General features: G+C 55.5%; 19 protein-coding genes and 2 pseudogenes. 6 read left to right on the top strand and 15 right to left on the bottom strand.

The genetic code is table 11. From position 1 onward, the window contains the following. Nucleotides 1–9: 9 nt before the first annotated feature. The 4 genes and pseudogenes from B9Z03_RS00910 to B9Z03_RS00895 all read right to left on the bottom strand — a co-directional run bounded on the left by B9Z03_RS00910 (nt 10) and on the right by B9Z03_RS00895 (nt 5,191). Nucleotides 10–1,833 carry a branched-chain amino acid ABC transporter ATP-binding protein/permease gene (locus B9Z03_RS00910; RefSeq protein WP_085462494.1) on the bottom strand — a complete coding sequence of 608 codons (1,824 nt, stop codon included), beginning with the start codon at nt 1,831–1,833 and terminating at the stop codon, nt 10–12. Further along, on the bottom strand, nt 1,826–2,662 hold the full coding sequence (locus B9Z03_RS00905; protein ID WP_085462493.1) for a branched-chain amino acid ABC transporter permease: 837 nt from the start codon (nt 2,660–2,662) through the stop codon (nt 1,826–1,828). The genes B9Z03_RS00910 and B9Z03_RS00905 overlap by 8 nt, the downstream gene beginning before the upstream one ends. A gap of 127 nt (nt 2,663–2,789) precedes the next feature. After that, nucleotides 2,790–3,982 (bottom strand): IS3 family transposase gene (locus tag B9Z03_RS00900; RefSeq protein WP_244561609.1). Its coding sequence is split into 2 segments (ribosomal slippage): nt 2,790–3,724 and nt 3,724–3,982, totalling 1,194 coding nucleotides; the frame shifts between segments, so codons are not numbered across the junction. A 115-nt stretch (nt 3,983–4,097) separates the two neighbouring features. Next, nucleotides 4,098–5,191, bottom strand: a pseudogene (locus B9Z03_RS00895) (substrate-binding protein). A gap of 99 nt (nt 5,192–5,290) precedes the next feature. On the opposite strand from B9Z03_RS00895, the gene B9Z03_RS00890 reads away from it, so the two are divergent. Beyond that, entirely contained in the window at nt 5,291–6,370 is a 1,080-nt protein-coding gene (locus B9Z03_RS00890; RefSeq protein ID WP_056241440.1) for an IS5 family transposase, read from the top strand. Nucleotides 6,371–7,020: 650 nt separating this feature from the next. Here the strand turns inward: B9Z03_RS00890 and B9Z03_RS00885 are convergent. From B9Z03_RS00885 to B9Z03_RS00865, 5 genes are all read right to left on the bottom strand, one after another. Next, entirely contained in the window at nt 7,021–7,653 is a 633-nt protein-coding gene (locus B9Z03_RS00885; RefSeq protein WP_139832115.1) for a response regulator transcription factor, read from the bottom strand. A 14-nt stretch (nt 7,654–7,667) separates the two neighbouring features. Next, nucleotides 7,668–8,567 (bottom strand): bifunctional methylenetetrahydrofolate dehydrogenase/methenyltetrahydrofolate cyclohydrolase FolD, encoded by a 900-nt coding sequence (gene folD, locus B9Z03_RS00880; protein ID WP_085462492.1) that lies wholly within the window; start codon nt 8,565–8,567, stop codon nt 7,668–7,670. 26 nt (nt 8,568–8,593) lie between these two features. Continuing rightward, complete coding sequence (locus tag B9Z03_RS00875) at nt 8,594–10,273, bottom strand: formate--tetrahydrofolate ligase (protein WP_085462491.1); 1,680 nt, start codon at nt 10,271–10,273, stop codon at nt 8,594–8,596. A 301-nt stretch (nt 10,274–10,574) separates the two neighbouring features. Beyond that, on the bottom strand, nt 10,575–11,681 hold the full coding sequence (gcvT, locus tag B9Z03_RS00870; protein WP_085462490.1) for a glycine cleavage system aminomethyltransferase GcvT: 1,107 nt from the start codon (nt 11,679–11,681) through the stop codon (nt 10,575–10,577). Between the two features lie 386 nt (nt 11,682–12,067). Then, complete coding sequence (locus B9Z03_RS00865) at nt 12,068–13,075, bottom strand: formamidase (RefSeq protein ID WP_056242742.1); 1,008 nt, start codon at nt 13,073–13,075, stop codon at nt 12,068–12,070. A gap of 898 nt (nt 13,076–13,973) precedes the next feature. On the opposite strand from B9Z03_RS00865, the gene B9Z03_RS00860 reads away from it, so the two are divergent. From B9Z03_RS00860 to B9Z03_RS30085, 3 genes are all read left to right on the top strand, one after another. Then, nucleotides 13,974–15,281, top strand: coding sequence for a P1 family peptidase (locus B9Z03_RS00860; RefSeq protein WP_085462489.1), 1,308 nt, complete (start codon nt 13,974–13,976; stop codon nt 15,279–15,281). Nucleotides 15,282–15,365: 84 nt separating this feature from the next. After that, entirely contained in the window at nt 15,366–16,148 is a 783-nt protein-coding gene (locus tag B9Z03_RS30090; RefSeq protein WP_244484546.1) for a M81 family metallopeptidase, read from the top strand. Further along, nucleotides 16,114–16,845, top strand: a complete 732-nt coding sequence (locus B9Z03_RS30085) for an MlrC C-terminal domain-containing protein (protein ID WP_244484547.1) — start codon at nt 16,114–16,116, stop codon at nt 16,843–16,845. The genes B9Z03_RS30090 and B9Z03_RS30085 overlap by 35 nt, the downstream gene beginning before the upstream one ends. A gap of 212 nt (nt 16,846–17,057) precedes the next feature. Here the strand turns inward: B9Z03_RS30085 and B9Z03_RS00850 are convergent. Then, a pseudogene (locus B9Z03_RS00850) lies at nt 17,058–17,788 on the bottom strand (IS5 family transposase). A gap of 99 nt (nt 17,789–17,887) precedes the next feature. Between B9Z03_RS00850 and tnpA the strand changes: the two are divergent. Continuing rightward, entirely contained in the window at nt 17,888–18,361 is a 474-nt protein-coding gene (gene tnpA, locus B9Z03_RS30365; RefSeq protein ID WP_056242751.1) for an IS66-like element accessory protein TnpA, read from the top strand. Nucleotides 18,362–18,725: 364 nt separating this feature from the next. Beyond that, nucleotides 18,726–19,079 carry a YbaN family protein gene (locus B9Z03_RS00840; RefSeq protein WP_056242757.1) on the top strand — a complete coding sequence of 118 codons (354 nt, stop codon included), beginning with the start codon at nt 18,726–18,728 and terminating at the stop codon, nt 19,077–19,079. 1 nt (nt 19,080) lies between these two features. On the opposite strand, the gene B9Z03_RS00835 is transcribed toward B9Z03_RS00840, so the two are convergent. The 5 genes from B9Z03_RS00835 to B9Z03_RS30545 form a co-directional block, all read right to left on the bottom strand. After that, entirely contained in the window at nt 19,081–19,293 is a 213-nt protein-coding gene (locus B9Z03_RS00835) for a hypothetical protein (protein WP_056242754.1), read from the bottom strand. A 232-nt stretch (nt 19,294–19,525) separates the two neighbouring features. After that, nucleotides 19,526–20,718, bottom strand: a protein-coding gene (locus tag B9Z03_RS00830) for an IS3 family transposase (protein ID WP_244561609.1) whose coding sequence is annotated in 2 segments (ribosomal slippage) — nt 19,526–20,460 and nt 20,460–20,718 — 1,194 coding nt in all. Because the reading frame shifts where the segments join, the coding sequence is not laid out codon by codon here. An 818-nt stretch (nt 20,719–21,536) separates the two neighbouring features. Further along, entirely contained in the window at nt 21,537–22,478 is a 942-nt protein-coding gene (locus tag B9Z03_RS00825; protein WP_082549652.1) for an oligopeptide/dipeptide ABC transporter ATP-binding protein, read from the bottom strand. After that, the gene (locus tag B9Z03_RS00820) at nt 22,478–23,470 is read right to left on the bottom strand and encodes an ABC transporter ATP-binding protein (RefSeq protein WP_085462488.1); all 993 of its coding nucleotides are present in this window, start codon (nt 23,468–23,470) and stop codon (nt 22,478–22,480) included. Before B9Z03_RS00820 ends, B9Z03_RS00825 begins: the two co-directional genes overlap by 1 nt. Beyond that, nucleotides 23,467–24,051, bottom strand: a complete 585-nt coding sequence (locus B9Z03_RS30545) for an ABC transporter permease (protein ID WP_210191334.1) — start codon at nt 24,049–24,051, stop codon at nt 23,467–23,469. Before B9Z03_RS30545 ends, B9Z03_RS00820 begins: the two co-directional genes overlap by 4 nt. Between the last annotated feature and the right edge of the window lie 131 nt (nt 24,052–24,182).

Here is a 24,182-nt window from a genome sequence, read left to right as displayed (position 1 = left end):
CAACTCTCCTCAGTGCCCAGACCCAGCGTAGACCGATTTGACAAGCTCGGAATTCACCACCTCATCAACCGATCCATTAAGAACAATCCGGCCTTGGTGCAGAACAATCACCCGTGAAGAAATCTCTCGGACGAAATCCAGATCATGCTCCACCAGCAGGATGCAGAGTTGTTCCGTTTTGGCAAGTTCGGTCAGGATCGTTCCAATAAGCGTACGCTCAGCCTTAGTAAGGCCAGCTGTGGGCTCGTCCAGAAGAATGACCTTGGGCTCGAGAGCGAGAACCATCGCCAACTCCAAAGCTTGCTTCTTTCCGTGCGACAGCACTTGCGCAGGCACGTCCAGGTCGTTATCCAAGCCGGTCGCCCGGATAATATGCAAAGCAGACTGCGGAAGGCTGCAGACACCTGATTTTTGCCATTTAGATAAGCCATCGAGACGAGCTCGCGCGATCTGAAGGCATTCCCCCACGGTCAGCGTGTCGAAAACATTGGCCATCTGGAATTTACGGCCGACGCCAAGACGCACACATTGGTTCGGTGGACGATGCCCTATGTCCACACCGGCGACTGATATCGCGCCGCTGCTGCGCTTCAGACCGTCTGCGATACAGGTCATAAGCGTGGTTTTTCCGGCTCCATTGGGTCCAACGAGGCTGACAATTTCGCCATAGGTAGCTTCAAAATCGATACCGGACAGGACCTCGAGACTACCGAAGCGTTTTTCGACACCGCTCACAACAAGTGCTGCTCCTCCATCTTCGCTAGTCGCGGTGGAGCTACGTTCGTTCGCTTGGCGCAGCTGCATCGGTGCGCGCTCCTTCGGATGCGCCGTGATGACGAGCCTGCGAAGCCAATTCATGGAATTCGAAACCACCGGCAGGAGGCCGCGTGGCAAGGCTACGATGACCGAAACGAAAATGACGCCTATGACCAGTTTCCATATGAACGGGAAGTCGCCCTGGAGGTGTGCGCTCGCATAGTCAATGATAAGTGTGCCGATAACAGGTCCAAACAACGTGCCCCGTCCGCCCAGCGCTACCCAGATCAGAAGCTCCGTTCCGAACACAAAGCCAGCAATCTCCGGTGCAACCACCATCGTATAATTAGCATACATCCATCCGGCGATTGCACCTATTCCCGCACAGATGAGAAAGATGACCGCTTTGATCTTCGATGTGTTCAAGCCGAGATACTGGCAACGCTGCTCGTTTTCCCGGATGGCAACCAGAAGCTGCCCGGCATCACTGCGCGTGTAAAGCCATGCCGCGCTTGTCAAAATGACCAGCCAAGCTCCGACAACCCAAAACCAGGCTTCAATACTGAGAGGAACGGTCTCGAAACCGGTAAGACCGCTGCTGGACCCCGTGAAGGTTCCACCGGAAAATAGGAGTTGCGTGACAACAATCGGCAAGACAAGAGTGATAACCGAAGCATATAGATCAGTTGCGCCATGCCAAAAGGCAAGAAACGCAACCAATCCTGCCATCGCCACGGCGACCGCGATACCGACTACAAGAGCAGCAAAAGCCAATTCGGCGGAAAATCCCTGATAGGTAAATATCAGGGCGGTGACATAAGCTCCTGCCGCAAAAAATGCCGACTGCCCGAAAGTCAAAACTCCAAGGTAACCCCAGAGAATATCGACGGAAAGAGCGATAGACGCGTATATCATCGATCTTACGAGAACGTTGACTGAATACGCATCTATAAAGAAGGGCGTGACGCCAACACCGATCAGAGCTATAGTTGCTACAACGACCATCCTCGTTAGCGGGCTTGCCCGTGGCCGAAGGTGATGCGCTTTGCCCCATTCCTTCAAGTTCACATCACTCATAAGAAAACCCCTGCGGTCGAATACGGAGAATTACCGCGGCAAGAGCCGCAATTGTCATGCCGCCTAGGACCGCTCCGAAATAACCACTGACAATCACTTGTGCTCCGCCCAACACAACACTTGCAATAGCCAAGCTATAAAGAGAGGAGCCCGATACCAGCACGAGCATAAATGCGCTGATTAGCCAGGCTGTGCCCATATCCGGATAGACACTCGAAAGAGGTGTTATCAAAGCGCCGGCAACGGCGGCCAGCCCAGAGCCAAGGGTGAATGTCACCGTGCGAACGAGCCCGCTATTTATTCCAAGTCCGCGCGCAAGATCTTCGTTCATGATGACGGCGCGCGTGGAGAGACCTAGTGATGTACCCTTGAGTATCAAGGTCAAACCAAGTCCCAGCAGTAGTGCGAGAACGGTAAGCACCAGCCTGTAGATCGAATATGACTCACCGATGAGACTGACCACCCCTCGAACTGGAGGTTCAGCGAAATGAACACCACGATCGAAGACCAGAGTTATGATCTGGCCAATGATGATGCTCAGGCCCCAGGTGGCTAGGATAGCATCGAGCGGCCGATTGTATAACGACCGTACAACAACACGCTCCATGCCGAGACCAACAATCGCCCCAAAGACCGCCGCCAGAGGAATGCCTATCCAGGGATTCAACCCAAGCGCTGTGGCAATAACGGCAGCGTATCCGCCAAGCGTCATCAATCCGCCATGTGCGAAATTGATAAGCTTCATAACGCCGAATACGAGGAGCAGCCCCGAAGCCACTATGTATAATATCGCAGCAGTTGTTATGATGTCTAGTATCGTTGCTATCATCTACGTCTCCGAGTTCCCTACAATTGGGAACGGCAAAAATCCGAGCCGATATGAAAGATCGTCTATTCCTGTCAGCCCTTACAGCCTCACTAGGGCCGCCTTTTAGGCGACCGACTGGCCTGCCCCATTAGGGAGGTCCACCGGATAAGTTAGAGTTCCGGCGGTTATGGTCGCCGAGATTGGCTGACCGGGGCGGAGCGTAGATCATTGTAGCGGCGCGGGGCAAGATGCTTTCCGGAGCTGGCGGGAGATAGCCGAGCGAGCTGTGCGGCCTGACAGTGTTGTAGTGCCGACGCCAGTTCTCGATCACGATCTGTGCCTCCTTCAGCGTGTAGAAGATTTCACCGTTGAGCAGTTCATCGCGCAGCTTGCCATTGAAGCTCTCGCAGTATCCGTTTTCCCAGGGCGAGCCGGGTTCGATGTAGAGTGTCTTCACACCGATGCGGCCAAGCCATTCGCGAACGGCCGTGGCGGTAAATTCGCTGCCATTGTCGGACCGGATATGCTCTGGCGGACCATGCCTGGTGAACAGTTGGGCTAGTATCGCCAGGACATCGTCGCTTTTGATCTGGCGCTGAACATGGATGGCCAGGCACTCGCGGCTGAACTCATCAATGACAGTCAGCATCCGGAAGGCCTTGCCGTCATGAGTGCGATCGGCAACGAAGTCGTAGCTCCAGACGTGGCCGCGGTGGGTCGGCCGAAGCCGGGTGCACGACCCGTCGTTAAGCCACAAACGGCCGCGCTTCGGCTGTCTATGCGGCACTTTCAGCCCTTCGCGACGCCAGATCCGCTCGACCCGCTTGGCATTCACCGTCCATCCTTCCTGTCGAAGCAGAGCGGTGATGCGGCGGTATCCATAGCGACCGTAGATCGAGGCCAGTCTGACAATATCCGCCGTCAGGCGCTTCTCGTCGGAGCGGGGCCGCAAACACCGGCGCTGGGTCGAACGGTGCTGGCCAACCACCCGGCATGCACGGCGCTCGGTAACACCGAACACCGCACGCGCATGGGCAACGCCAGCACGACGTCGCGAAGGGCTTAGTACTTTCCCTCGACAACCTCCTTCAGGATCAGAGCATCCAGCGTCAGGTTGGAGACCGCCTTCCTGAGCCGGGCGTTCTCCTTCTCCAGAGCTTTCAGTCGTGCTGCCTGGGTCACCTTCAGGCCACCATACTCTCGACGCCAGCGATAGTAGCTCTGTTCCGATATCCCAAGACCCCGGCAGATCGAACCGGTCTTCTCGCCTTGCGAAAGCCGGACCTCCGCTTCTCGCAACATCCCGATGATCTGCTCGGCAGTATAGTTCTTCCGTGCCATTCCGTGCTCCTTTCAAAGCCCAAAATAGCCGAAACTCTAACTCTCAAAATGGACCCGTTTTCAGGGGGAAGGCCAAAATTAATAGGCAGCATGGTAAGACATGCCGCCCACCCATTCACAGATCAGGGCATTGATCACCAGGACTACATTCGGGTAGGATTTTATAATACTCGTGTCGCCTTGAGCATTCACCTGTGCGAGATACATTGTCAGTGGGGCGTGCCGTTGTTTCGACATTTGCACAGGTCCCCTCGGACCATCAAAAGTTACTTCACTTAGAGCTTTGACCACGGCATCCGTGTCTGTCGTGCCGGCTTTTACCACCGACAGGGCATAGAGATGAACGGCATCATATAGAGGAACGGAGAGTTCGTTAGGCGTTTCTGTTTTCGTGCCAAACTTCTCCTTCATTGCCTTCAGGAACTGCGCATTCTTCTCCGAATCGATGCTAGTGTAGTATGTTCCACCAAGATAAATTCCCTCAGCATCAGGACCCAAAGTCTTCGCTGTACCTTCATCCAATGCATAATTCCCATACTTTGCAGTTATACCAGCTGAGCGAAGCTGCTTCGTAAAGGTAACGTTCGGTGCACCGGCCGCGGTAGAGGTCAAGATCACGTCGGGATTGGCTGCCCGGATCATGCTGATGATTGCCGTCCAATCGTTCGCGTCCATCGGATTGTATTCTTCACCAACGACCGTGCCGCCTTTCTCCGTAATATATTTGTTGGTGTCACCGAGGAGTCCACGACCGAAAGCATAGTCACTACCGACAAGAAAGAATGTTTTCGCACCTTGATCTTTCATGAAGTAGTCGACCATGAGTGAAACCATTTGCTGTGGCACCCATGCGTTTATGTGCTGATACTTATTGCAGGAACCACCCTCGTAAAAAGAGCTATAGATATAAGGGATTTTTCCCCTAGTAATGATTGGCAATCCTGCATTGCGAGCTGCAGTCGTCTCCATAGCAGCTATGGCATCCACTTTCTTTTGGAATACCAGGGAGTCATATGCTTTTTGAGCCCCTGCGGCACCGGATCCATCATCGGCAACTTCCAGGGCGAGCTTTCTGCTTAAAATCCCCCCTGCAGCGTTGATTTCGGAGACTGCAAGTTCGGCCGCCTGAACCATTGACGGAGCTACGATGCTATTTGCGCCGCTTAAGCCGACCGGAATGCCCAACACAATGGGATTGTCCTCGGCAATGGCTCCTCCGGTCCATAGCGCAGTCGGACGCCTCGAAAAACCTCGCCATTGACGGCTCGGGATGATTCACTGCCCCGGTGATTTGCCGGGAGGGGATGGATGCGGGGACAGGCCGGGTTTTGGGACATTGACGAGCGGTATGCTCGACTGAGCGAGGCGGGCGATCCTCTGGAAAAGCTGAACGCGGTGGTGCCATGGGAGGTTTTCCGAAAGCCGTTGGCCAAGGCGCTGAAACGCTCCGACGGCGCCAAGGGCGGCAGGCCGCCCTACGATGCGGTGCTGATGTTCAAGATCATGGTGTTGCAGGCGCTTTACAGTCTGTCGGATGATCAGGCCGAATTCCAGATCCAGGATCGGCTCTCGTTCATGCGTTTTCTCGGGTTGGGGCTGGGCGATCGCGTGCCTGATGCCAAGACGATCTGGCTGTTCCGCGAGCATCTCACACAAGCCCGCGCGGTGGAGAACCTGTTCGCCCGTTTCGACAAGCACCTCACCAGGGCCGGCTATCTTGCCATGGGCGGTCAGATTGTCGACGCCACCATCGTGGCGGCGCCGAAGCAGCGAAACACCGATGCCGAGAAGGCCGACATCAAAGCGGGCAAGATACCGGACGAGTGGAAAGACAAGCCCGCGAAGCTGCGCCAGAAGGATCGCGATGCGCGTTGGACGGTGAAGTTCTCGAAGGCCAAGGCGGCCGAGGATGGAAAGCCGCAACCGCGCGACATCGCCATTCCCGCCTTCGGTTACAAGAACCATGCCTCGATCGATCGCCGGCACGGCCTCATCCGTGGCTGGAATGTCACCAGCGCGGCGGCCTATGACGGCGCCCAGCTCCGCAATGTGCTCGACAAGAACAACACCAGTTCGACGGTCTGGGCCGACACGGCTTATCGCTCGAAGAAGAACGAGGAGTGGCTGGAGAAGAACGGCTACGTTTCCGACATTCATCAGAAGAAGCCGAAAGGTCGGCCGATGAGCGAGGCGACGTCGCGGGCCAATGGTCGGAGATCGAAAACCCGCGCATTCGTCGAGCACGTCTTCGCCCAGCAGAAGTCCAGGATGGGCCTGTTCGTCCGCACCATCGGTATCGCCCGCGCCAGAACCAAGATCGGCATGGCCAATCTCGCCTACAATCTCACCCGCTTCGTCTGGCACGAGGGGCGAACTGCGTCCGCATGACCGCGTGAGCGGCGAAAACCGCCGTCGCAACGCCAAAATCGGCGCCCTGCGCCGGCCTAAAGACCAAAACCGAAGCAATCGCCGCGCATCAGGCCGCGCCAGACCTCATCTCCGTCCTACCAGCGCCGAAATCCGGGTAGTTCGAGGCGTCCAGTCGCGGCAAACAAAAACAGAACTCTCTTTAGTGATATTCTCATTGCTTTCCCCTTTATGGTTCTCACTTCCTCCGAGGCTAAGACCGAATAGGAATAGCCGCCGTCGTCGACAGTGAAATGATGCTTCAGCTTTTGAGAATGTAGCGTGCCACATTAACGTACTAGCCGGAACCATATCCGGGAGTTACGCTTGGCACAGAAATAAGAGCAGCTAACCCGCTACTCTAGAAAAGTTCGCACACATCTAAAACGGCGTCAACAATAAACATATCTTTTAAGACGCTAAAATTTACCGAACCATCGTGACGCAAACATGATTAGCAGAGTCCCCTCATTCGCACGCCGGCAGGAATGATGGGTGGTCCTGCTTTCTCAGCGCTGTCTTTTTGTTCTGACCTGTCTTGAGCCGTTAAGAATCGCCAACGCCTGAGCTCTGGACACCAATCTCGCGCACGAAGCATCCCTTAACGCTCTAGCACTCACGGCATCATTCTATTAACGTTGGATACCAGCAAAGAATAAGGCAACTGCGGCGGCCCGGTTATGGACGCCGATTTTGTCATAGAGATTCCTTAAATGGTATTTGACCGTGTTCTCGGAGATACCCATTCTGGTTGCGATTTGTAGGTTGGTCCATCCGTTCGCCAGAACGCCGAGCAGTTCAATTTCACGCGGCGTCAATGTTGATAACGGTGTTTCATGGATTTTGGCCATGTCGGTGTGCGGGATACAAAGATGGCCGTGAGCCACTGCGATCAACGTATCTAGCAGTACTGCAGGATCATCGAACTGGTAACAGAAGCCGTGGGCGCCGAGATGCAAGCACTGCTTGAGGATTCCGATGTCGTTTGAGAAAATGACGATGCGTATCCCAACCTCCCGGTGTCGCAGTTCCGTCAGCAGTTTTGCAGCGTTCATGTCAGCTAATTTGGAGCTGATAATGGCAATATCGAAATTCGCCCGATTGATTTCGATCATTTCGAGAAAGGCTTGGCCGCTTTCTACGTGACCAGTCAGTTCGAACCGGTCATCGTGAGCGAATATGTGCTGCAATGCCGATAGCACCAACTGATTGCGTTCGACGAGCACCAGACGAATTCGTGGAAACTGCGCCACTTGTGGCTGCATTGCCTTAATCGACGTCAGCTATCGCCAAGAGATAAGGCCCGCCCCGCGGCGCGGGAAGCGGAGATGACGGTGTTGGCCATCAGGAGTGCGATGGTCATAGGACCGACGCCGCCCGGCACCGGGGTGATCGAACCGGCATTGGTCGCGGCCTCGTCATAGGCAACGTCGCCGACAAGCCGCGCTTTGCCGTTGGCGTCCGCCGGCAAGCGGTTGATACCGACGTCGATGACAGTGGCGCCTGGCTTGACCCAGTCGCCCTTGATCATCTCGGGACGACCAACGGCGGCAACCAGGATATCGGCGCTGCGGCACAGGCCTGGCAGATCCTTGGTGCGGCTGTGCGCGATCGTCACCGTGGCATTGGCGTTGAGCAACAGATTGGCCATCGGCTTGCCGACTATGTTGGAGCGGCCGACCACGACCGCGCTCAGCCCCGACAGATCGCGGCCAAGCGCGCGTTCGATCAAAAGCATCGAGCCGGCCGGCGTGCACGGCACGAAGGCGGTGTCCAGTTCGCCGGTGCCGAGCTTGCCGACATTGATGAAGTGGAAGCCGTCGACGTCCTTTTCCGGCGCGATCGTCTGGATGATGCGGCCGGAATCGATGTGGCCCGGCAGCGGCAACTGCACGAGGATGCCGTGGATGGCCGGATCGGCATTCAGCTTCTCGACCACCGCCACCAGCTCTTCCTCGCTGGTTTCAGCCGGCAGCGCATGTTCGATCGAGTTGAAGCCGCATTCCTTGGCCTTCTTGCCCTTCGACGCGACATAGACCTGGCTGGCAGGATCATGGCCGACGATGACCACCGCAATGCCGGGCACAACGCCCGTCTCGGCGATAAGCTTGTCCGCCTCAGCCTTAACCTTGGCAACCACATCCGCCGCTACAACCTTGCCGTCTATTACAGAAGCCATGGGCAAATTTCCTCGCTTTCCCGTTGTCAGCTCAGGCCTTCGATGTCGCCATTGTCGTCGAGATGGATGTTCTCGGACGACGGCTTGGAGGGCAGGCCCGGCATGGTCATGATCTCGCCGCAGATGGCGACGACGAAGCCGGCGCCGGCGGCAAGGCGAACCTCGCGCACCGGAACGGTGTGGCCGGTCGGCGCACCGCGCAGGTTCGGATCGGTCGAGAACGAATACTGCGTCTTGGCCATGCACACCGGAAGATTGCCGTAGCCCTGCTTCTCCCACTGGTGCAGCTGGTCGCGGATCGACTTGTCGGCAATCGCCTCCGAACCGCGGTAGATGCGCTTGACGATGGTGTCGATCTTGTCGAACAGGCCAAGGTCGTCGCCATAGAGCGGCGCGAACTGCGAGGCCCCGCCCTCGGCGATCTCGACCACCTTCTTCGCAAGCTCCTCGATGCCGGCCGAGCCATGCGCCCAGTGCTTGCACAGGATCGCTTCCGCACCCTGCTCCTTGACATAGGCCTTCAGCGCCGCGATCTCGGCATCGGTGTCGGAATAGAAGTGGTTGATCGCAACCACCACCGGAACCCCGAACTGGTGCACGTTCTCGATGTGGCGGCCAAGGTTGGGGCAGCCCTTCTTCACCGCCTCGACATTCTCAGGCCCGAGGTCCTCCTTCTTCACCCCGCCATTCATCTTCATGGCGCGCACGGTGGCCACGATGACGGCGGCGGCAGGCTTCAGGCCAGCCTTGCGGCACTTGATGTCGAAGAATTTTTCCGCGCCGAGATCAGCGCCGAAGCCGGCCTCGGTCACGACATATTCGCCGAGCTTCAAGGCGGTGGTGGTGGCCATCACCGAGTTGCAGCCGTGGGCGATGTTGGCGAACGGGCCGCCATGCACGAAGGCCGGGTTGTTCTCCAGCGTCTGCACAAGGTTCGGCTGGATGGCGTCCTTCAGGAGAACCGCCATGGCGCGGTGCGCCTTCAGTTCACGCGCAAACACCGGGCTCTTGTCGCGCTTGTAGGCAACGATGATGTCGCCGAGGCGCTTTTCGAGGTCCTTCAGGTCCTTGGCAAGGCACAGGATCGCCATGACTTCCGAAGCAACGGTGATGTCGAAGCCGGCCTCGCGCGGATAGCCGTTGGCAACGCCGCCCAGCGACACCACGATCTCGCGCAGCGCGCGGTCGTTCATGTCCATGACGCGGCGCCACACCACGCGGCGGGTGTCGATGCCGAGCTCGTTACCCCAGTAGATGTGGTTGTCGAGCAGCGCCGACAGAAGGTTGTGCGCACTGGTGATGGCGTGGAAGTCGCCGGTGAAGTGCAGGTTCATGTCGTCCATCGGCACGACCTGGGCATAGCCGCCGCCGGCAGCGCCGCCCTTCATGCCGAAGTTCGGACCGAGCGAGGCCTCGCGGATGCAGATCACCGCCTTCTTGCCGATGCGGTTCAAGCCGTCGCCCAGGCCAACCGTCGTCGTCGTCTTGCCTTCGCCAGCCGGCGTCGGGTTGATCGCCGTCACAAGGATCAGCTTGCCGTCCTTGTTCTTCTGCACCGACTTGATGAAGTCGGCCGAGACCTTGGCCTTGTCATGCCCGTAAGGCAGCAAATGCTCGCTCGGAATGCCGATCTTCGCGCCAACCTCCTGGATCGGCTTCTTCTTCGCTGCGCGCGCTATCGAGATGTCGCTCTTTACTTCCGCCATGGGATTCTTCCTCGGCTGATTGTGGATTTGAAGGGCTATGGTCTTACTAGAAACGAGGTGCCTTCCGTCCCGCGGCGCGGGAAGCGGAGCAAGCCGGGATATGGCTCCACAACTACGTGCAAACCGCAACACTTATCCCGGCGAATCTAAGCCTGAATGGATCAGTTCACAAAGTCACCAGGGGCGAAATAAAAACTTATAGGCTCGACAATGTCTGCCAGCGAGACTTCCACAAGGATTGCAGTCATCACCCTTGCTGAAATCCCCCTCTCGAAAGAGGAAGATTTCAGCATCAGACAAGTTACGCAAAGCTCTTCGTGCGGGTATCACCGGGATCATACAACGGCATCACGGACAGCTTCGCGGAAGCCTTCTTGCCGTTTGCAAGCGCGATTTGCACATCCAGGCTGGGAACCGCATGGCGCGGATTGATGTAGGCCATGGCAGTTCCTCGCTTTCTGGTGGGTGAAAACGATCCACTGGTTACAGCACCGACCTCAACATCACCGACGAAGATCTTGTCTCCCGTCTCAGCCACGTCACCGGACGGGATATCAAGCCAAACCATCCGCCGCTTTACTCCCTCGCGCGCGATTTTCTGCAAGGCGGCTTTTCCGATGAAGTCTTCTTTGGAGAACTTCACGGTGAACCCGATGCCAGCTTCGAAAGGATTGGTTTTGCGATCGTGATCTTTTCCCACCAGGAGATATCCGGCCTCCTGACGCAAGCTCTCCAGTGCGGCCTGAGCACATGGAACTATATTATGCTGCTTGCCGGCATTCATGACCAGATTCCAGATGGTCGCCCCATCTTTCGATGCAAAATGGAGTTCGAAGCCCGCCTCACCCGTGTAACCCATGCGCGCAACCAAGCATTCGATGCCCGAGATTTTCGCCGGCCGGAAACGATAGTAGCCAAGCGTCGACAAATCGATGTCCGTCAACTGCTGGAGCACACGATTGGCCATCGGCCCTTGCACGGCAAGCGTCGTATGCTCGTCGGTGACATTGGTTACCGTAACATTATAGCTCTTGGCCTGTTTCGACACCCATTCATAGTCGTCCTCAGAGCCACTGATGATCATGTACTTGTTCTGGGCCATGCACCAGATAGTGCAATCGTCGATCATCAGGCCGTTCTCGTCACACATGGCTGTGTACTGCACCGAGCCAACGGTCTTCTTGGAGAAATCGTTGGTTGCGAGCATCTGGATGAAGCCAAGCGCGTCCGGCCCTTCGATAACGAACTCGGCCATGTAATCGAGATCGCATACGGACACACCCTCTCTCGTTCCCAAATGCTCTTTCGTGTGTCCGGCGCCGTATTCCCAAGGCAGGTAGTAGCCAAAGAGCTCAACCATTTTGGCCCCATATTCAAGGCCACTGTCGTAAAATGGAGTCTTTTTCATAGCGGGTTTCTCCTCCTGGTCCGCAAAACAAAAACCCCCGACAGCGCTTCCGCGCCCGTCGGGGGCCTCAAATACCCCAATTCCATGCAGCTTACCCGCTGCACACCAGTTGTCTTATTTTCTTTATTCGATTGTTGTCAAGGTATTTCTCAGGGAGCGCTGACAGAGTCCGGAAAGCACATTTTCCAGCCAATTGAACTCATTATATGTTTTATGTTGGTTCTTGATTGTGTCTTATTTCGACGATTTCGGCCCCGAATTTGACCTACGTGTCTGGTAGCTATCTAGCAAATGTGCCACGCGGAAGGATCAAGGGACGCAATACATTCGTCATATCCACCGCTCAATAAGTTTGTTCAGACGTCTATGAGGTAACACTTTTCCTGTCACGGCTGCTTTCGGGCGGACTCATAGCGGCGGTTAGGAAGCGCGAAACCGCAACCGGTACCATCTGTGACCACAACCGCGCTCTCCCACTGAAGAGCGTAACGGCCCTCAATCAAATCACGCATATACGTGTACGGACAATCCTGCGCACCGTCCTTCACCGCTACAAATCCGCGGTGACCAAATTGATAGATGTTGTTCTCTACACCCCATAGGCGTCGAGCCTCGTCGCATAGATCGGGGCGCACTTCGGCCGTAATAATTTCATCTGGTATGCCATTGCCAGTCACGATCGGTTGACCGTCAAAATTAACAATCATTCCTTCACCCATTGAATTGAAGGTGCCATCAGTACCTGCCATGCAAACACTGGCTGTATAAGCGAGATTACAAAAGGCATTGGCTTGATTGGTTATATGCCAAGCGTGTCGGATTGGAGCGGTATATCCAGCGGTACGCAAGATGATATTCGCCCCCTTATACGCAGATTCTCGAGCCATTTCAGGGAACATACCATCATGGCAAATGATAAGAGCAAGTTTGCTGCCATTTGGTCCGTCGCAAATCGGGATTCCAATGTTACCTGGCTCCCATGGCTCCACGGGAACCCATGGATGCATCTTGCGATAATAGAGCTGAATCTTACCTCTATCATCGATGATAATCCCCGAATTGTATGGATTACCGTCCGGGTTCATCTCCATAATGGAGAAACATCCCCAAATCTTGTTGTCGAGGCAAGCCCTTTTGAAGGCTGCTACCTCTGGTCCATCAAGCGAGCACATAATTTCAGGATTGGTATCCATTGATGCGCCATGTAGCGAATATTCAGGAAACACAACCAAATCCATCGATGGCATATTGTTGCGTGCCTTCTTAACCATGCTAACGATCTTGTCAGTCTGTGCGTTAAGATCCTCCTTTGTTGCTACATTCGGTAACTGAAGCTGTACAAGGCCAAGCACGACACCATTCGGAGATTTATTAAGCCCACCAAGACCGCTCATTTCAATCCCTTCCTCTCACATCAAGTAACATTGAATCATTGGCGCGCCGCTCATGGATTTTGTTGACAACCAATTAACGGCTACGCCAATTGTGTCAGCAAGAACTATGTAATGTGGAATAGGTAGTAATTGAATGTAATGATATCCGATTGAAGCGTCGATTCAATGGCACCGGCTACAGCGATATGAGGATTGTCGAACCTGCGCTTTGAGCTTGACGTCTTTCACAGCATTCTGTTTCAAGCGATGTTCCAGAATCCTTCCTCCTCTTAACCCGGCAACGATACACATCAGCTCCTGAATTTTTAGGGTTTGGAGGCTTCCCGACTAGGCCGCGGCTTGCCGAAAATGAATCGATCAATCGCTTTCCTGTAGCACGCCGATCGTCAGCTGTCAGGTCATTTTGGCAACTCAGACCTTCAGTTCGTTAGCAGCGACATCCTCTCCTTTTACGAAAGCGGTATTCACGCTTCAAACTGCTGACGAGTGGTTTCAACAGTGACTCTCGTCATAATGGTATAATAAACATCCTTGATTAGACGATTTTTCCCTGTAATCATCATATGGTTGCTAAGATACTTGAAAATGAAATTGCTGCCGACAGGACTGCGTGGGTCTGCTCGCTTTGAGGCGGAACATGATTGGGCCGGACATGCGAGAGTGGCGAGAGATTTTTCCGATCTTGGTTATCCGCGTGGAATTGCCGTACTACTTACTGATCGAGCAGAGCATTAATTTTCACGTTGAGATAACATTCGGCTCTCGGCCAAGCGACCTAACGGATTTGGCTAGGTTATGTATTCTGGAAACTCGATCCGAGGCTGGATGTTCATGCCGCGGGCGGGTGCTGCCCAACAGGTAGTCACCCGAGGTTATAGATGGAGTGGAGGATATCCCGTTGACTGACCAGGCAGATCTCACCATCCGGACCGGACCGACAGGCCCAGTTCTGGAATTTGATTTTCCCTCTATGTATATCGGTACCGCCGAATATCCTGATGGCCCTACGGGCGCAACGGTATTCTGGTTTCCTAATAAAGCTGTTGGCACCGTCGATGTTCGTGGGGGTGCGCCAGGTTCCTACAATCTCGATTGGCTTCGCCAAGGACACGATTTTCCCAACCTCGATGCTATTACGATTTCAGGCGGATCCTGGTATGGCCTTGGCACCGCCGCTGGTGTGGCGGCTGCTTTAAAGGACAACGCTCATCGTTCCGGGCACTGGAATAACCTGGCCACGGTCGCAGGCGCTATTATCTATGACTACGGTCTTCGTAGACTTACTCCTTATCATCCTGATGACAGACTGGGGCGAGCCGCGCTGTCAGCCGCTAGGCCTGGCGTGTTTCCGCTCGGCGCCCAAGGGGCCGGCAGAAATACTATGCAGGGCGCTTATTTCGGCCTTTGGCTTCATTCAGGACAGGGTGGTGCTTTTGCACAAGTGGGCGAGACCAAGATCGCAACCTTTTCTGTGGTCAACAGCGTAGGAGTGGTGGTCGACCGTTCGGGTGCGGTAGTCGCGGGCGCGCAACTCTTACCCGAGAACGCCAAGCATATCGATAAGCTGCTCGCGCAAATTCCGAACGAGCTTTACTCTGATCGCAACTCCATTATGGGAAGGCGTCGACGGGTCGGCAATCCCGCCAACACGACCATCAGCGCTGTGGTAACTAACCAAAAATTGACTTATGCCGAACTGAACCGTCTGGCCGTGCAGGTTCACACCTCCATGGGGCGGATGATACAGCCGCTCGGCACGGTTAATGACGGGGACATTCTTTTCGCGGTCTCAACGGCCGAGATAGAAAATCCGGGCCTTCATCCGACGGACTTGGCCGTCGTGGCATCCGAAACCATGTGGTCGGCCGTGTTGAATAGTATTCCCCATATCGACCCTTATAGCACTACTGAAACCACGATCTTCGAACCGGCTGAACTGTCACAGACATTCAAGTTCGGGACCGAAGGACTGGTCGAAGTCCGCCAAACTGGAAACAACCTCACTTTGAGATCTATTGGCGAGTGCAGCATTTTTGGGATTGAGCCTGGAGAAACACTAGTTTCAGCAGGCCGTGAAGCAAACAGTTTCCTTTTCGCGAGCGAAATTCTGCAACGAATCGCCTTCAAGCGTGACTCGGATGGAAAGGTTATGCTCGTTCTGAATCCAGGGAACTGGCAGCAGATTGGAAAAATTCTTAAAGCGTAGCTATTTCGCTCGACGCAGAATTCTTCAACCAATGCGGCATCCGGGTTGGAAAGTTTGATCGAGGAATACTACAGGGATCACTACATGAAACTCATCATCGCGCGCATAAGCCACGAAACGAATACATTTTCGCCCTTGAAGACGCCTATTTCGTCATTTTCTCCCGCTTGGGATGCTCAGGCAAAAATTGCAGCCGAAGGATCCGCTACCGCGATGGGAGCATTTCTCGACTTCGCAAAAACAAGAGATGCGATCGTTGCGACTCCCGTGTTCGCGACGGCGTATCCCAGCGGTATCGTGTGCGATGATGCGTTCGAGCAGATGGCGAATGCTGTCGTTTTGGCTGTTCAGGGCGGATGTGATGGAATTCTGCTCGATTTGCATGGTGCAATGGTTACGGAAAGTTACGACGATGGTGAAGGCGAATTGCTTGACCGTTTGAGGAGACTGGCGCCTGGCGTGCCTATCGGAGTCGCATTAGATTTGCATGCTAATATATCCCAGCGATTGGTGGCGAACGCAGATATCGTGATAGGATTTAGGACATATCCCCATGTCGACATGTACGAGACTGGAGAGCGGGTGGCCCGCTTATTTGCGCGCTTGTTGGATGGGGAGGACCATGTCCGCAATACGTTCTGTCATATTCCACTTCTGGCTAGTACCTTGTGCATGGATACCCGTACGCCGGGAGCCATGAAACGTGCGCTGGACGCCGCCAGGGAGATGGAACGAAAAGACGAAATATTGGCAGTCTCTGTCTTTGGCGGGTTTCCGTTGGCGGATATCCCTGACGCCGGAATGTCAGTCGGTGGTTTCCGAATTAGCCCCTGTGGGCGAGGCTGCAGCGGAGGAGATTGCGCGTAAAATTTGGGACGATCGAGCAAACTTCATCTATGAGGAAGAGCAACCAACTTCATCTCTTCAAAGGGCCCTCGCCTTGCCTTCCAGCAAGGGTCCTGTGCTGCTGCTTGATCATGGTGATAACTGTATGTCCGGTGGAACATGCGATACGATGCATGTGTTGAAGAAAGCGTTGGAGATGGGGGCTACCAGCATTCTGGCTGGCCCTATAGCCGACCCTCAAGCGGTTGCTTTTATGGCGGCGGCGGGAATCGGAGAAAAAGTTTCACTTTCTATTGGTAATCGCTGGGATTCTGATTACGCGCCTTTACAACTGGACGGTATTGTCAGGTCTCTTGGCGACGGAAATTATACGATTTCTGCCCCCACTTACACGGGCATGAGCTGCTCCATGGGTAAAACAGGCGTCTTTGAGACTAAGGAAGCTACTATTCTAGTAAGCGAGAAGCCTCATGAGCCGTGGGATCTCGGGATATTTTCAACAAACGGGCTAAATCCGTCTGATTTTCGATTTATTCTTCTAAAATCGCGTATGTATTGTCGGCCAGTCTTCGAGGCGATAACACAGGCAACAATCGAATGCGCAAGTCCCGGAGTGACAAGTTCAAATTTGAGTAATTTTTTGTTCAATAAGCTCGGCAAACAAACTTATCCGATCGAAAACTTTGAATGGTTGGCTTCAGTATGGACGAATGATTGATTGGGAAAGACATGTCTGATCTATTTCGTTCGTTGAACCTCAGCCTACAAACAGGTCATAGAGAAAATCCTCACGTGTCATACACACGGATTTCGACGTGTTGATTTGCGCTGAGAGCTGATGGAGTGGATGCCCCGCCCGACGATATCGCAATGTGCCAGAGTGATATTCGCTAGAACGTCACTTAGAGGAGAGAGCATCCATGAAGGAAGTTAGGACGTAGACTCATTATCGCGTAGCCAGATGCGGTTTGCGACGAGCTTAAGTGCGGCGAGATAGTTTTCGGCCAGCTTGTCGTAGCGTGTGGCCACACGACGGAACTGTTTGGCCTTGTTGAAGAAGCGCTCAATGAGGTTGCGCGCCTTGTAGAGGAAGGGGCTGAAGCAGATCGGGTCTTTGCGATCCGACTTGGGCGGGATGTTGGCCCACGCCCTGCGATCCTTGACTACAGTGCGTAGCGCGTTGGCATCGTAGCCCTTGTCGGCCAAGAGCATCGCGCCCTCTGGAAGGTCAACGATGAGGTCTTCCGCCGAGGCGATGTCGCTCTTCTGGCCTGCGGACAGCGTCAGTTTTATCGGCCTGCCCTGCGCGTCGACAAAGGCGTGGATTTTGGTTGTCAGCCCGCCCCGGGAGCGGCCGAGACAATGATCTCGATCCCCCTTTTTGCCGTCGCACCTTGCTGGTGGACGCGAACAACAGAGGTGTCGATCATCTGCGCCTTGCCATCGTGGGCTTTGGTGATGGCATCCATCAGGCGATCCCAGACACCTGCTTTTCGCCATCGAACGAAGCGATTGTAACAAGAGGTGCGCGGGCCGTAGCGCTCAGGTAGATCGCGCCATGGCGCACTGGATCGCAGCACCCAAAAGATGCCATTGAGCACCCGCCGGTCGTCGACACGCGGCACGCCTCGCGGCTTGTTGGGCAACAGCGGCGCAATCATGCGCCATTCGAAGTCAGTCAGATGTGAGCGCTGTTGCGGCACCACCTTTCGCGCGTGGTCATGAGCCACGATGCTCGGAGCCTTTGAGGGCTTCGACACATGACGATTTCAGAGCTTACGCTTAAGTCCAGGGACGAGGAGCCGGTTCGACGGCTTGAGATATTCACGGGTTCTGGACGGCGGCGCGAATGGTTGCCGGAGGAGAAGGCGCGGATCGTGGCGGAAAGCTACGATGCCGGCGAGACCGTGAGCGCGGTGGCCCGGCGATATGCACTGTCCCCGCAGCAGCTGTTCGCCTGGCGCCTGTCCGCGCGGGTGCCGTTGGGGAATGCGCCGGCACCGGAGCCATTGTTTGTTCCAGCAGTGGTCGCGGCACCGGAGCCCGAACCGGCGGGGAAGCGCGCGAGATCGACACGGAAGCGGAAGGCCGCGCGAGAAGCCGGCGTGATCGAGCTGGAGATTGACGGCGTCGCCATGCGGGTCGGTCGTGGCGCCGACGCCAGGACGGTGGCGGCGGTGATCCGTGCGCTGAAGGCGCCGTCGTGGCCGGGCCGACGGGTGCGGTCAAGGTGATGGTCGCGACGAAGCCGGTGGACCTCCCTAGCGAGGCAGGCCAAGACTGCCATCGCGACCGCCAACATCCTTTCCGAACCACTCCGGAACGGGACGCTCACCGACAAGCATCTTCGAGCGGTCCAAAAGCGCAGAAATTTCCCGACCAAGGCAACACAGAAGGTCCAGCTTATGATGCGGCGACGTCGAAAGCCGCAGAGCGGAACGCCCTCCTCGGGACCACCCGTCTTTATGCGCTTCATCGCCCGATCACGGCTCCTTCCGCATCTGACCGGGCGGTTGATCGGCACCGGCTTCAGGCCCGAAGCGGTAAGGCTGTGAAACGATCGTGACCGAGAAGCCAGGCCTGCAAAGCTCCCCTGCCCTGCGCGCTGTCTATCTCACAACCGGCCTGCTCTTCGTTGCGCTCGGCTTTATAGGGGCCTTCCTGCCCGTCCTGCCGACCACACCGTTTCTGATCCTGGCGGCCGCATGTTTTGCCCGCTCCTCGCGCCGGCTCGAAAGCTGGCTGCTCGATCACCCACGTTTCGGGCCGACACTGCGCGACTGGCGCGAGCGTGGAGCTATCCCGCGCAAGGCGAAGATGATGTCGCTCGCCGGCACCTCGATTGGCTTCGTCCTGTTCTGGTTTGGAAGCCATCCCGGCCCGTTATTGATGGCCGCCGTCGTTGGCCTCATGCTTGGGGGCCTTGCCTACGTGTTCACAAGGCCGTCCTGACTCAGCCACTCAGCCGTGCTGCGATCTTCCATTCGCCTTTCTGGGTCTCTGGCAGCAACTTCCAGGTCTTTTCGTCGATATTTGTGCCGCGTGCCGTCCTGTGCGGTAAGATCGTCAGGATGATCGCGTCGCTCTCGCGCCTGTGCCGGCACCGAACGATCACGCCGTCGCTGAATTCGGCAAGCTCTTCGCTTTCAACGCCCTCTTCGGCCATCCTCACGCGGCATCCCGGATAGGCATGGGTATGAGTATGGGTATGGGTATGGGAAAGTTGAAATCGCATATTGCTCCGAAATCTCGCACTCCGCGAACGTGAAACCATCGATGGCGACCATAAAGCTATTATCTATCTTTCCAAACCACCTAAAACATGACAATTTCACTCCAGAAAAGGAAGTGACTAAGGTTCACACTCAGGGAAGAGCCCATGAACATGGCCTGCCCCATTAGGGAGGTCCACCGGATAAGTTAGAGTTCCGGCGGTTATGGTCGCCGAGATTGGCTGACCGGGGCGGAGCGTAGATCATTGTAGCGGCGCGGGGCAAGATGCTTTCCGGAGCTGGCGGGAGATAGCCGAGCGAGCTGTGCGGCCTGACAGTGTTGTAGTGCCGACGCCAGTTCTCGATCACGATCTGTGCCTCCTTCAGCGTGTAGAAGATTTCACCGTTGAGCAGTTCATCGCGCAGCTTGCCATTGAAGCTCTCGCAGTATCCGTTTTCCCAGGGCGAGCCGGGTTCGATGTAGAGTGTCTTCACACCGATGCGGCCAAGCCATTCGCGAACGGCCGTGGCGGTAAATTCGCTGCCATTGTCGGACCGGATATGCTCTGGCGGACCATGCCTGGTGAACAGTTGGGCTAGTATCGCCAGGACATCGTCGCTTTTGATCTGGCGCTGAACATGGATGGCCAGGCACTCGCGGCTGAACTCATCAATGACAGTCAGCATCCGGAAGGCCTTGCCGTCATGAGTGCGATCGGCAACGAAGTCGTAGCTCCAGACGTGGCCGCGGTGGGTCGGCCGAAGCCGGGTGCACGACCCGTCGTTAAGCCACAAACGGCCGCGCTTCGGCTGTCTATGCGGCACTTTCAGCCCTTCGCGACGCCAGATCCGCTCGACCCGCTTGGCATTCACCGTCCATCCTTCCTGTCGAAGCAGAGCGGTGATGCGGCGGTATCCATAGCGACCGTAGATCGAGGCCAGTCTGACAATATCCGCCGTCAGGCGCTTCTCGTCGGAGCGGGGCCGCAAACACCGGCGCTGGGTCGAACGGTGCTGGCCAACCACCCGGCATGCACGGCGCTCGGTAACACCGAACACCGCACGCGCATGGGCAACGCCAGCACGACGTCGCGAAGGGCTTAGTACTTTCCCTCGACAACCTCCTTCAGGATCAGAGCATCCAGCGTCAGGTTGGAGACCGCCTTCCTGAGCCGGGCGTTCTCCTTCTCCAGAGCTTTCAGTCGTGCTGCCTGGGTCACCTTCAGGCCACCATACTCTCGACGCCAGCGATAGTAGCTCTGTTCCGATATCCCAAGACCCCGGCAGATCGAACCGGTCTTCTCGCCTTGCGAAAGCCGGACCTCCGCTTCTCGCAACATCCCGATGATCTGCTCGGCAGTATAGTTCTTCCGTGCCATTCCGTGCTCCTTTCAAAGCCCAAAATAGCCGAAACTCTAACTCTCAAAATGGACCCGTTTTCAGGGGGAAGGCCAGCTCCCTTTCAGCCAGGTGAGAAACTCCTGCTGGCGGCGGCGGGTGCAGGCCTGACAGGTGGGGCACTGGTAGTCGGCGTTTAAAAGCGCCGTTCCGCTAAATTGGTGCCGGTGCCATCTCCAGGGTCGAGCCTTTCGGCCAATCAGCCCGCCTCCCAGAAATCTCAAAATTGACCGTCATCTCGAGGGCTTCTTGTGCATTGCCATCCTTGCTCAGCCGATCAAGAACTTCAAAGCCTTGACGTCGAACATGGCAGAGATCCGCTTCAGCGCATACGATGATTATCCTGCGTCCAAACTACGCAAGAATATTGTGGTCTACACCGTCGATGGATTAAAAACTTGCAGTATATCGTCGACGAGCACAGAGTTGAAGATCATGCTGCCCGAAATCCACCGTAGAGAAGTATCGTCTGAAGTCACAACACCGTAGCCCCGAGCGTGCAGACCCCACACGTGTCCGGCAATGTCTATTAGTCTGATGAGGTTATCCTTCCTCGGATGGCGCTAAGTTCGACAGAAAATGAAGCCAATCGACATGACATCATCTCAAGGTCCCATCCCTTTTGTGGGTATCCGGTTTCGGTCAAACCCAATTGCCGTTGCGCGAGATCAAAGTAGCATCGACTGTGTTTAGTCTCAGATGGCTCTTTGCTTTACAGTCCAATTGGTCTCCTGCGGATCATTAAGTGCTCCCGAACCATCTCCAGCTGCCGCTCGATGAGGCTTTTTGATGCCTATGTTCAAACCTGGACTATTTCTTCCGCTCTGTGACAGGCCACCTTGCCGTTGTTTAGCGGTCGAATAGCAGCTTTCATCGAACGACAGACATCGTCGGCCCAAGCGCAACGATGGCTCAGCGAGCAGCCGTCCTTAGCGATGAGATCATTCGCCACCTTTAACTCAAATTGGGAGCGCTCATGATCCCTCAGCGAGAGGAGAAGCGCTCGGCTATACGGGTGCTGTGGTTTCTCATAGAAGGTCACAGATGGCGCGATTTCAACTATTTCGCCGGCATACATCACTGCAATTCGGTTCGAGACATACCGAGTTGCAGCCATGTCATGGGAGATGAATAACGCAGAGAAACGCTGTGCCGCTTGTAACTTTTTTATTAAGTTTAGCACATGGGTCTGCACGGACACATCTAACGCACTGACCGCCTCGTCCAGAACGATAAAGCTCGGTTGCGTGATCAAGGCACGTGCGATTGCCACCCGCTGACGTTGACCTCCCGATAGCTCATGCGGAAATCGAGAGGCAAAGCTCCGGTCGAGCCCGACCCGTTCCAGCATTTCGACAACCCGCCTTTTTCGCTCCGTACGTGATTCTATTCCGATTATATCGAGTGGCTCGGAAACCGAGGTTCCGACAAGCAGACGCGGATTGAGCGCCCACTCCGGCTGCTGCAGGACAATTGATCGCTCTGCTCGCACCAGACCTCGGCGATCGGATAATGATTTTCCTTCGAACCGAACGTCGCCTCCGGATGGTTTGACCAATCCCATACATAGACGTCCAAGCGTCGTCTTTCCGGACCCTGACTCGCCAACCAATCCTAGGATCTCGTTCTCCTCAATTGACAAACAAACACCTTTTACAGCATGAATTCTCTGTCGTGCCCAAAATGCCCCGCCGGAAAAGACGACGTCAACGCCGTCCAGTTCTACAACTGGCGTATTCATCAAGCGATCCTTCCGTGGGTGGCTGCGGTGGACGGCTCGGCCCTCAAGACCTCTTCTGCACGATGGCAGGCGACCAAGCGGTTCTCGATGGGGCGAAGGGCCGGTCGAACCGTCCGGCACGTCTCTTGCGCAAATTTGCAACGTGGTTCAAAGACACAGCCATGTGCAGAACTCTGGAGTACTGGTGGAACGCCAGGAATTGCCTCGAGCCAATCGCCTGGCCTTTCGCTCCCAGGCGCCGCTTCGAGTAGCGCCTTTGTGTACGGATGGCCTGGACGACCAAATACTGACACGTTCGAGCCGGCCTCAATAAGACGACCACCATACATCACAGCAATTGTGTCACAATATTTAGCAACGAGGCCAAGTTCGTGGCTGAGTAAAATGATCGCAACGCCGGTCTCTTCGCGAACTGAAAGGAGCAGTCTTAGGATTTGCTCACGCACAGACGCATCGAGCGATGCTGTCGGCTCGTCGGCAATCAGTAACGAAGGTTGCCTCGAGATGGCCATTGCGACAACGACCCGCTGTGCCATACCTCCGGACAGCTGGTGCGGATAGCTTCTTGCTACTCGTTTGACGTCTGGCAGGCCAACTCTTCGAAGCAACTCATAAATTGAATCATCCGAAGCGGGTCCATTCAAAACAAGACGTATCTGTCTGCCAACGCGCATTGTCGGATCCAAGGTGCTCATCGGGTTCTGAAAAACGAAACCGAGTGAGGTTTGGCGAAGGAGCCGAATCTGCTCGTCTCCGATGTCAAAAATGGACTTACCGTTGACGAACAGGTCCCCAGAGGTTCGGAGGCTATTGGAGGGCAATAGCCGACCAATAGCCATTCCAAGTGTACTTTTCCCCGATCCACTCTCGCCAACAATTCCCAGTATCTGTGATGGATAGACAGTCAGGTCTACGCCGTCGAGCGCATAGACGATACCCCGCGCCGTTTCATAGCTGATATGGAGATCTCGAATCTCGACAAGGTCGCTCATCGCAGGGCTCGGTCTCGAAGTGGGTCAATGGCGTCCCTTAAGCCGTCACCCAATAGATTGATCGATAGGATTGCGAGCGTCAGAAGAAAACCCGATGAAAAAACCATCCAAGGGGCGACCGTCAAATAGAGAACTCCTTGTCTTAGTAGGGATCCGAGAGAAGCATGAGGGGGTTGAACGCCGATTCCGAGGAAACTCAGCACACCTTCGATCAACATTCCGATAGAGATCGCGTAGGTTAGCTGAATGACAGTTGCGCCCATAATGTTGGGTAGTAAGTGAACGATCAGGACTCGGGTCGTTGAAGCGCCTGCTACCTCCGCTGCCGTTACGAATCCCCTCGCTGCTATGCCTAATGTAACCGATCGGACCAAGCGGATGAACATTGGAAGGGTGGCGGACGCAATTACCGCAAGCACGGAAAGTGTTCCAGGCCCTACTATAGCAGTGACAAGAAGTCCTGTTAGAACAATGGGAAAGGCAAAGAAGATGTCTGCTATCCGGACAACCAGCCCATCAAAGAATCCCCCCTTGTAGGCCGACAACATACCTGTGACTCCGCCGATGATTGCCGTCACCATGACAGCAGTCGTAGCCAGCAGGAAGGTAGCAGAGATCCCCCGAATCAGCCGGGGTAGGTAAGAGCGCCCAAGCTCATCGGTGCCGAGCGGGAACTCAAGCGAGGGCGGTGCAAGGCGGGGACCAGCCCCAA

The sequence above is a fragment of the Mesorhizobium australicum genome, from assembly GCF_900177325.1.
GTDB classification, from domain to species: Bacteria; Pseudomonadota; Alphaproteobacteria; order Rhizobiales; family Rhizobiaceae; genus Mesorhizobium_A; species Mesorhizobium_A australicum_A.
Note: the sequence above shows the minus strand (reverse complement) of the source record. Positions and strands in the feature narration are given on the sequence as shown.